At 58.6% G+C, this 8,879-nt stretch carries 7 protein-coding genes and 1 rRNA gene; 5 read left to right on the top strand and 3 right to left on the bottom strand.

Going from position 1 to position 8,879, the window contains the following annotated elements; all coding sequences use genetic code 11:
- The 5 genes from rrf to AB5Y99_RS00175 all read left to right on the top strand — a co-directional run.
- A 5S ribosomal RNA gene (gene rrf, locus AB5Y99_RS00195) occupies positions 1-88 on the top strand; the annotation flags it as partial.
- A 284-nt stretch (positions 89-372) separates the two neighbouring features.
- Positions 373-825, top strand: coding sequence for a pullulanase (locus tag AB5Y99_RS00190; protein WP_005349109.1), 453 nt, complete (start codon positions 373-375; stop codon positions 823-825).
- Positions 826-1,036: 211 nt separating this feature from the next.
- Positions 1,037-3,184: an adenosylcobalamin-dependent ribonucleoside-diphosphate reductase gene (locus AB5Y99_RS00185; protein WP_368208304.1), complete on the top strand. Its 2,148-nt coding sequence runs from the start codon at positions 1,037-1,039 to the stop codon at positions 3,182-3,184.
- Between the two features lie 10 nt (positions 3,185-3,194).
- On the top strand, positions 3,195-3,878 hold the full coding sequence (locus AB5Y99_RS00180; protein WP_064337293.1) for a hypothetical protein: 684 nt from the start codon (positions 3,195-3,197) through the stop codon (positions 3,876-3,878).
- A gap of 220 nt (positions 3,879-4,098) precedes the next feature.
- Positions 4,099-5,469 (top strand): PhoH family protein, encoded by a 1,371-nt coding sequence (locus tag AB5Y99_RS00175; protein WP_005358170.1) that lies wholly within the window; start codon positions 4,099-4,101, stop codon positions 5,467-5,469.
- Positions 5,470-5,551: 82 nt separating this feature from the next.
- On the opposite strand, the gene thiQ is transcribed toward AB5Y99_RS00175, so the two are convergent.
- From thiQ to thiB, 3 genes are read right to left on the bottom strand one after another with little or no spacing between them, the layout of a single operon-like run.
- Positions 5,552-6,247 (bottom strand): thiamine ABC transporter ATP-binding protein, encoded by a 696-nt coding sequence (gene thiQ, locus AB5Y99_RS00170; protein WP_368208303.1) that lies wholly within the window; start codon positions 6,245-6,247, stop codon positions 5,552-5,554.
- Positions 6,234-7,853 carry a thiamine/thiamine pyrophosphate ABC transporter permease gene (gene thiP / locus AB5Y99_RS00165; RefSeq protein ID WP_368208308.1) on the bottom strand — a complete coding sequence of 540 codons (1,620 nt, stop codon included), beginning with the start codon at positions 7,851-7,853 and terminating at the stop codon, positions 6,234-6,236. Before thiP ends, thiQ begins: the two co-directional genes overlap by 14 nt.
- Positions 7,850-8,830, bottom strand: a complete 981-nt coding sequence (gene thiB, locus AB5Y99_RS00160) for a thiamine ABC transporter substrate binding subunit (protein WP_368208302.1) — start codon at positions 8,828-8,830, stop codon at positions 7,850-7,852. The genes thiP and thiB overlap by 4 nt, the downstream gene beginning before the upstream one ends.
- Between the last annotated feature and the right edge of the window lie 49 nt (positions 8,831-8,879).

Here is an 8,879-nt window from a genome sequence, read left to right as displayed (position 1 = left end):
CCTGATCCCATGCCGAACTCAGAAGTGAAACGCGGTAGCGCCGATGGTAGTGTGGCATTCGCCATGCGAGAGTAGGACACTGCCAGGCACCCAATACAAGAAACCCCGCTCATCGAGCGGGGTTTTTTATTGGCTGAAATTCAGCACGTCGTCGGATTATTAGACTTTCCCCTTCTTGTCATTCATTGATTACCCTTCTAAAGCCCCAAAAAGACCTCTTTTCCTGTTCGATATTTGCTCACTAGTTCAATGTGTTGGATATAAAAAACACAGAATGTGATGCCTCTACCTTTCTTGTGATGCCCGCTCTGGTTTAATTCTTCAGTCCACATGGATGGACCAAGGAATCACAATAATTTAAGGAATAGACCCATGTTCAAAAGAACAGTAACGATGATGCTGGCGGCGGGAACCCTGGTATTAGGCGGTTGCGCATCCAATGGTGGTGCAGAGCAGGCTGGGGCAGACAACAGCGATTTCGGTGGCAAGTCCATCTACCTGCGCGGGGAGATGAACGACTGGATGGCGACTGATGAAAGCAAGGTAGTCAAGGTGGCCGACAAGCTCTATATGGCCAAAGGCACCCTCAAGAAAGAGTGGGCCCCCTACAAGTTCAAGTTTGCAGATTCAGGCTGGAGCTGCGGTACCAACTTTGGCTACAAGAGCCCGAGTGATGGTGTTGCCGTGTTGGGTGGTGAGGCTGTGCCGGTCAACCCCTGCTCCAAGTATGAGGACATGAAGTTCTCACCGGATGCCGATGGCGTCTACGAGTTCTATCTGAATATGGCAGGTGAAACGCCGACTGTTTACGTCAAGAAGCCCTGATCTATCTCTGAGTGTTAAATCTCTCAGCAAATTAATCAGTTAAGTGCCTCGGCCCAGAAATCTGCTGGCCGGGGCATTTTTTTAGTTTAGAATCGGCGCCTTCATGGCGTCAGGTGCACTATATGTTGTGTTATTAATTTTAGATGGCACTGTTTGTTGTGTTTTTTGCTGTTGTCATGATGTTGATGCATTCACATAAGGTTGATTGAAAATGGCTAAATCGAACCCGGTGCTGGAGAGTGAGCTTGGCTCCCGCCTTATCCACATGCAGGAAACGTCCCTCGAGATCTGGGATAGCAAGTATCGCCTCAAGAGCAAGGATGGCACTCCCATCGACAGCTCTATCGATGAGACCTACCAGCGGGTAGCCCGTGCGTTGGCAGAGCAGGAGCTGGAACCTGAGGCCTGGTATGAGCCGTTCCTGTGGGCGCTGCGCAATGGGGCCATTCCGGCGGGCCGCATCACCTCCAACGCCGGGGCTTTTGAGCACAAGCCCGCGACTTCAACCATCAACTGCACTGTTTCCGGCACCATCGAAGATTCGATGGACGATATCCTCGGCAAGGTGCACGAGGCTGGCCTGACCCTGAAAGCCGGTTGTGGTATCGGCTATGACTTCTCGACTCTGCGCCCGCGCGGTGCTTTTGTCTCCGGTGCCGGTGCTTACACCTCAGGTCCGCTCTCGTTCATGGATATCTATGACAAGATGTGTTTCACCGTCTCGTCAGCCGGTGGCCGTCGTGGCGCCCAGATGGGCACTATGGATATCCGCCATCCCGATGTGATCGAGTTTATTCAGGCCAAGCGTGAAGATGGCCGCCTGCGTCAGTTCAACCTCTCCCTGCTCATCACCGAAGATTTCGTCAAGGCGGTGAAAGAGGATGCCCCCTGGTCGCTGATCTTCCCCTACACTGCCAAAGAGGTGGAGCAGGATGGCATTGCGCTGGACGATCCTGCTCAGGTGCTATGGGCCGACTGGCCCAACAAGGAAGGGGTTGTATTCAACGAGTTGGGGCAGGTCGCCTGCAAGGTCTACAAGACCATGCCCGCCCGCAAGCTGTGGAATGTCATCATGACCTCCACCTATGACTATGCAGAGCCCGGCTTCATCCTGATCGACAAGGTCAACCAGATGAACAACAACTGGTTCTGTGAAGAGATCCGCGCGACTAACCCCTGTGGTGAGCAGCCGTTGCCGCCCTACGGTGCCTGTCTGCTGGGCTCGGTCAATCTGACCAAGTTTGTGCGCGACCCTTTTACTGAAAACGCGGCATTCGATTGGCAGGCGTTTCGCAAGGTGGTGGCCATCTTTACTCGCATGCTCGACAACGTGGTGGAGATCAACCAACTGCCACTGGCCAAACAGCGCGAGGAGATCACAGCCAAGCGCCGGCATGGCATGGGTTTCCTGGGTCTTGGTTCGACCCTCACCATGCTGCAGATCAAGTACGGCTCTGCGGCATCCGTAGCCTTTACCGAGCAGGTATCCCAGGAGCTGGCGATGACCGGCTGGCAGGAGTCCCTGCGTCTGGCCAAGGAGAAGGGCCCTGCCCCCATCATGGATCAAGAGTTTGAAGTGACCGGCAAGATGCTGCGTCTGCGCCCCGAGATGGCGGCTGATGGCATCAAGGTGGGCGACAAGGTGAAGGGCAAGGTGCTGCACGCACGCTACAGCCGCTATATGCAGCAGGTTGCCGAAGTGGATCCTGCGCTGGTCGCCGAGCTGGCCGAAGTGGGTGGGCGTTTCACCCACCACAGCAGTATTGCACCCACCGGCACTATCTCGCTGTCTCTGGCCAACAACGCCAGCAACGGCATCGAGCCGAGCTTTGCCCACCACTACAGCCGCAACGTTATCAAGCCGGGCAAGAAGAGCAAGGAGAGCGTGGATGTCTACTCCTTCGAGCTGCTGGCCTATCGTGAGCTGGTGAATCCGTCCGCCATGCCCTATGCCGATGATGAGGCGAGCCGTCTGCCGGACTACTTCATTACTGCTGATGACATCACCCCGGCGCAGCATGTGGACATTCAGGCTGCGGCCCAGCGCTGGATCGACTCCTCCATCTCCAAGACTGCCAACGTGCCAACCGATTTCCCGTTCGAGCAGTTCAAGGACATCTACATGTATGCCTCGGACTCCGGCCTCAAGGGGTGCACCACCTTCCGCTTCAATCCGGAGGCCTTCCAGGGCGTGCTGGTGAAGGAGAAGGATCTGGAGAACACCCTGTACGATTTCACCCTGGAGGATGGCTCCGTCATCTCCGTCAAGGGGAACGAAGAGATCGAATACGATGGCGAGCTGCATACGGCCGCCAACCTCTACGACGCCTTGAAAGAAGGCTATTACGGTAAATTCTGAGAACGACATTATGGTCAAGAAGATCGACAAGAAAATCGTCGCCTACAAGGTGCGTACCAAGGATGAGCCGCAAGAAGATCTCTCTGTGCAGGATGACGTAGTGCATATGCACGAAACCGTGCTGCGCCCGGAGCGGCTGATGGGAACCACCTACAAGTTGAAGACGCCGGAGCATGTCTCCGAGCACTCACTGTTCATCACCATCAACGACATCATTCTCAACGAGGGCACGGTTCACGAAACTCGCCGTCCGTTCGAGATTTTCATCAACTCCAAGAGCCTGGAGCACTATCAGTGGATCGTGGCGCTAACCCGCATCATCTCGGCGGTATTCCGCAAGGGTGGGGATGTCACCTTCCTGGTGGAGGAGCTGCGTTCCGTATTCGATCCCAAGGGAGGTTACTGGAACAAGGGCAAGTATGTGCCGTCGCTGATCGCCGAGATTGGGAACGTGATCGAGAGCCATCTCACCGAGATAGGCATGCTCAAGGCGCCGGGTTTGGACGAGCATCAGCAGGCATTTCTGGCCGAGAAGCAGGCCGAGTTGAAAGCCGCTCAGGAGGCTGAAGAGCAGCAGGCGAGCAGTGGTTTTCCGGCCAATGCCGCGCTCTGCTACAAGTGCCACACCAAGGCGCTGGTGCTGAAGGATGGCTGCATGACCTGCCTCAACTGCGGCGACTCCAAGTGCGGCTGACAGACAGGCCCAAGTAGTTGAACGATAGAGAAAAGACCGGCCACAGTGCCGGTCTTTTTATTGCTGTTTTTATGCGCAATCACATCAGGCGGCCAAGTGATTTGTTGCGCGATAGTAAAATCGGGCGTAGCGTTGAGGGTAATAAAACTGTCACGGCCGTGTGGTTTCAATGACATCTGAGATTCACACACGTGGCCCTTCAGTGCCAAGGAGGATGCTTATGGACAATACGGACCGAAAGCTGTTTATCCTGGATACCAACGTTCTGCTTCACGAACCCCTCGCTATCTACTCCTTCAAAGAGCACGATGTGCTCATCCCCATGACGGTGCTGGAAGAGCTCGATAACATCAAGGATCGCAACAAGGATGTCAGCCGCGACGCGAGGGTCGCCATCCGTGCGCTGGAGGATGTGTTCCGCGATGCAACCCCAGATCAGATCACCCAAGGCGTTCCGCTGGCTGGCGAAGCGAGCGGCAATATCTGCATCTTCAGCGATCACCATCTGCCGCAGGATGCCGAGGTGTTTACCGACAAGGAGGCCGACAACCGCATCATCAACGCGGCCCTCTATCTGCAAAAGCATGAGTTGAAGCGTCAGGTGGTGCTGGTCACCAAAGACATCAACATGCGCCTCAAGGCCAAGGGGGCCGGGCTTGCTCACGTTGAAGATTACCGTAGTGACCAGCTGATCGATGATATCCGCCTGCTAGCCAAAGGCTTTCAGGTGGTGCCCGGCAGCTTTTGGGAGCGGGTTGGCGAGTGCGAGAGCGAGACCCACGGCCGCGACACCATCCATGTGATCGATGCCAATCTGCTGGAAGGGGTTCACGTAAACCAGTATCTGGTGGATGAAGAGAATTTCTTCGCCGCCCGGGTGCTCAGCCACGATGGCAACAAGATCCGCATCAAGGATCTGGGCCGCGAGCGGCTGATGTCCCGCAAGGCGTGGGGTGTCCATCCCAAGAACGTCTATCAGGGGATGGCGCTGGATGCACTGCTCGATCCGCACATCGATCTGGTTATCCTGACCGGCCCGGCGGGTTGCGGCAAGACCTTGCTGGCCATGGCTGCTGCGCTGGAGTTGGTGATTGAGAAGGGCATTTACGAGAAGGTGATCGTCACCCGGAATACCCCGGAAATTGCCGAAAGCATCGGCTTCCTGCCCGGCACCGAAGAGGAGAAGATGATGCCCTGGCTGGCGGCGGTGACCGACACCCTGGAGGTGCTGCACAAGCAGGACGAGAACATGAGCGGCTCGCTCAGCTACATCATGGAGAAGGCCAACATCCAGTTCAAATCGGTCAACTTCATGCGCGGGCGCAGCATCCAGAACACCTTCGTGCTGCTGGATGAGTGCCAGAACCTGACCGCTTCCCAGATCAAGACCATCATCACCCGTTGCGGCGAAGGCACCAAGATCGTCTGCTCCGGTAACCTGGCCCAGATCGACTCCAACTACCTGAGTCCGGTGACCTCGGGTCTGACCTACATTGTTGAGCGTTTCAAGGATTTTGACGGCAGTGCCAACATCTTCCTCAATGGCGTGGTGCGCAGCCGACTGGCTTCGTTCGCCGAGGAGAATCTCTGATTTAGTTGACTATCTTCATATGAAAAAGGGAAGCCACTTGGCTTCCCTTTTTTGATCCCGTCACCAGTTCAGTGTCCTTGGGTCACTGTCCAAGGTAGCGCAGCAGCCCCGGGTGGTCGCTATTTTGTAGAATATCCGGCTTGCCTTGCAGGGCGATGCGCCCCTCGTCGACAAACAGCACCTGATCGGCGATAAGCTGGGCATCCTCCGGATTGTGGGAAACCATCAACACGGTAATGCCCTGCTCGCAGGCGAGGCGGGCCACTTCGGCCAGCATCTCCCGACGCAGGGCCGGATCGAGGGCAGAGAAGGGTTCATCCAGCAGCAGCAGCGGTTTGCCGCGCACCAACGCGCGAGCCAGCCCGACCCGCTGCTGCTGGCCGCCAGAGAGCTGTTCAGGCAGGCGGCTTAGCATCTCGCCAAGACCAACCCGCGCGGCTGCATCGATCACCTGTACCCGCTGGGCTGCACTCAGGCGCAGGCCCGGGTGCAAGCCGATGGCGATGTTGTCGAACACCGACAGGTGGAGGAACAGGTTGTGATCCTGAAACAGGGTGGTGACTGGCCGCTCGGCTGGCCCCAGCGGCAGCAGATCTTCACCATCGAAGCTGAGGCTGCCTGACTCCACCGGCACGAAACCGGCGATCATTCCGAGCAGGGTCGACTTGCCTGCGCCGCTTGGGCCGATCAGTGCGGTGATCTCCCCCTTGGGCAGCTTCGCGTTGAAGCTGACGCGCCAGTCGGGGTAGCTGGTCACCAGCGTATCAATGTTCAGCATGTTTTCCTCCAAGCCCCCGCTCCACCAGCCAGAACAGGGAGAAACAGAGCGTAAGCAACAGCAGAGCGGTGGCTGCTGCCTCGGTCAATCGGTAGCTGCCGAGCTGCTGGTAGAGCAGCCAGGGCAGAGTGGTGAGCTCCTGACTGCCAAACATGGCAATGGCGCCAAGATCCCCCAGCGAGAGGATCATCGACAGCGCCATCGCCAGTGCCAGCGGGCGGCGCAGCAGCGGCCACTCCACCAGTCGCAGGCGATGCAGGCCGCGTACCCCCAGACTGTCCGCCAGCCGATCGTACTGGCGTACCACCAACTGCATGGGGGCAGAGAGGGTGCGCATCACATAGGGCAGCGCCATCAGGGCGTTGACCAGCACCACCAGCCATGGGCCGAGTGCAAATACATCGGCAAAGGGCATAAACAGGATAAAGAGTCCGGTGGAGAGCACCACCGCCGGGATCATCAGGATCATCGAACCGCTGGCCTCCCACAGGGCCGCAGCGCGCCGCTGGCGGGTGCGCACCTTGAGGTGACGGCTGGTGAGCAACAGGCCGCTGCCGAGCAGGGTTGCCAGGGTGCCTGCCGCCAGTGCAATCAGCAGCGACTGGCCGCTCGCCTGCCACAGTTTGGCGGAAGTGAGCGCCGTCAGCAGGCCGGGGTGAAGGCCAGCCACCACAATGGCCAGCAGTGGCGGCAGAAAGATGGCGAGCCCGATACCGAGCGAGAGCAGGTCCACCATGGCCGTGCCCGGCTGATGGCGATCCGGTCGCAGGCAGGGGCGACGGGGAGTCACCCTGCTGGCCGGGGGGCTCTGCAGCTTGTGCTGCAGGGCGAGCAGGGCGGCGGTCAGGATGAGCTGCACCAGCGCCAATCCGCCCGCGGTGGCGAGATCGAAGTCAAAGCGCAGCGCCTGATAGACGGCCACCTCCAGGGTGGTGGACTTGGGGCCGCCGCCCAGCGCCAGCACGGTAGTGAAGCTGGTGAAGCAGAGCATAAAAATGAGGCTGGCCAGCCCCGGCAATATACCGCGAATCAGCGGCCACTCCAGCAGCCGGAAGATATGGGATGAGCGCATGCCGAGCTGGCTGGCGAGGCGCCAGCTCGATTCGGGGATGCTCTCTATGCTCTGCAGCATCAGGCGTGCCGCCAGCGGCATATTGAAGAAGACATGGGCCAGCAGGATACCGAACAGGCCGTAGAGATAATTGCCGGGATCCAGCCCCAAGGTGCGCAGCAGCTGCGGCAGCCATCCCTGTTTGCCGTGGACAGCCACGATACCGAAGATGGCGATGATGACCGGCAGCACCAGCGAGAGACCAAATAGTTTAATCAGCAGGGTGCGGCCAACGAAGCGCCGCCGCGCCAGCGCGCGGGCCACCGGAATGGCCAGCCCGAGACTGAGCAGGGTGGAGAGCAACGCCTGCCCCAGACTGAAGCCCAGCACATGACGCAGATAAGGGTCTGCGAGCAGGGTGCGGGGGGCCAGCGAACCGGCCTGCAACAGCAGGGCCGCGAGCGGCCCGAGGGATAACAGCAGGATCAACAGGGTGGCTGCACTGCCCGGCAGCCACCAGAGGGGACGAGCCTGTGGTTTCAGATAACGGCTCACTGGGTGACGGCTTGCAGCCACTCGCGGATCCACCCTTTGCGATTGGCGGCCACCTCATCGCTGCTGAAGGCGAGCGGCTTGGCTACGGTGATCATCTGCTCGAAGCCCTTGGGCAGCGGCGTGTCGATCACCGGATACATCCAGTTGCCGGTCGGGATCTCGTTCTGGAAGGCGGGGCTCACCATAAATTGCAGGAACTGGTCAGCCAGCTTCCCCTGTTTGGCGCTCTTCAGCTTGGCGGCCACTTCCACCTGACGGTAGTGACCCTCCTCAAAGGCGGCAGCCTGATACTGGGGCTTGTTCTCGGCAATAAGGTGGTAAGCGGGGGAGGTAGTGTAGGAGAGCACCATGTCCGCTTCGCCATCGAGGAACATGCCATAGGCCTCTGACCACCCCTTGGTGACGGTGACTGTCTTCTTGGCAAGCGTGGCCCAGGCTTCAGGAGCCTTGTCACCGTAGACAGACTTCATCCACAGCATCAGCCCCTGTCCCGGGGTGGAGGTGCGGGGATCCTGATAGATCACCTTGAGGTCGGGACGCTCCACCAGATCTTTCAGGCTCTTGGGCGGCTGCTTGAGTTTGTCCTTGTCATAAACGAAGGCGAAGTAGCCGTAGTCGTAGGGGACGAAGGTGTCATCCTGCCAGCCACCCGGCACCTTGATGCCATCCAGCTTGGCGGGATGGGGGGCGAACAGGCCGCTCTGCTTGGCTTCGCTGATGAGGGCATCGTCGAGCCCCAGCACCAGATCGGCCTTGCTGTGGTTGCCCTCCAGCCGCAGCCGGTTGAGGATGGCGACCCCATCTTCGAGGGGAACCAGATTGAGGGTGCAGTCGCACTCTTTCTCAAAGGCCTGTTTGATCTTGGGCCCCGGACCCCATTCGGCAGTGAAAGAGCTGTAGGTGTAGACGGTGAGGGTGTCGGCGGCGAACACATTGGCCGACAGCAGGCCGGTGGTGACCAGCAGCAGGGTCTTCATGGGTGGCACTCCCTATTACTTGTTAATAACGAGGTGCCAGCGGGTGAGG

Source organism: Aeromonas sp. R4-2 (genome assembly GCF_040908295.1).
In the GTDB taxonomy this organism is placed as follows: domain Bacteria; phylum Pseudomonadota; class Gammaproteobacteria; order Enterobacterales; family Aeromonadaceae; genus Aeromonas; species Aeromonas veronii.
This window is presented reverse-complemented; position numbering and strand designations above follow the sequence as displayed.

Excerpts from the sequence above, each read along its gene's own strand:
- AB5Y99_RS00180 (WP_064337293.1), top strand. The coding sequence starts at position 3,195 with ATGGTCAAGAAGATCGACAAGAAAATCGTCGCCTACAAGGTGCGTACC.
- thiB (WP_368208302.1), bottom strand. The coding sequence starts at position 8,830 with ATGAAGACCCTGCTGCTGGTCACCACCGGCCTGCTGTCGGCCAATGTG.
- AB5Y99_RS00185 (WP_368208304.1), top strand. The coding sequence starts at position 1,037 with ATGGCTAAATCGAACCCGGTGCTGGAGAGTGAGCTTGGCTCCCGCCTT.
- AB5Y99_RS00175 (WP_005358170.1), top strand. The coding sequence starts at position 4,099 with ATGGACAATACGGACCGAAAGCTGTTTATCCTGGATACCAACGTTCTG.
- AB5Y99_RS00190 (WP_005349109.1), top strand. The coding sequence starts at position 373 with ATGTTCAAAAGAACAGTAACGATGATGCTGGCGGCGGGAACCCTGGTA.
- thiQ (WP_368208303.1), bottom strand. The coding sequence starts at position 6,247 with ATGCTGAACATTGATACGCTGGTGACCAGCTACCCCGACTGGCGCGTC.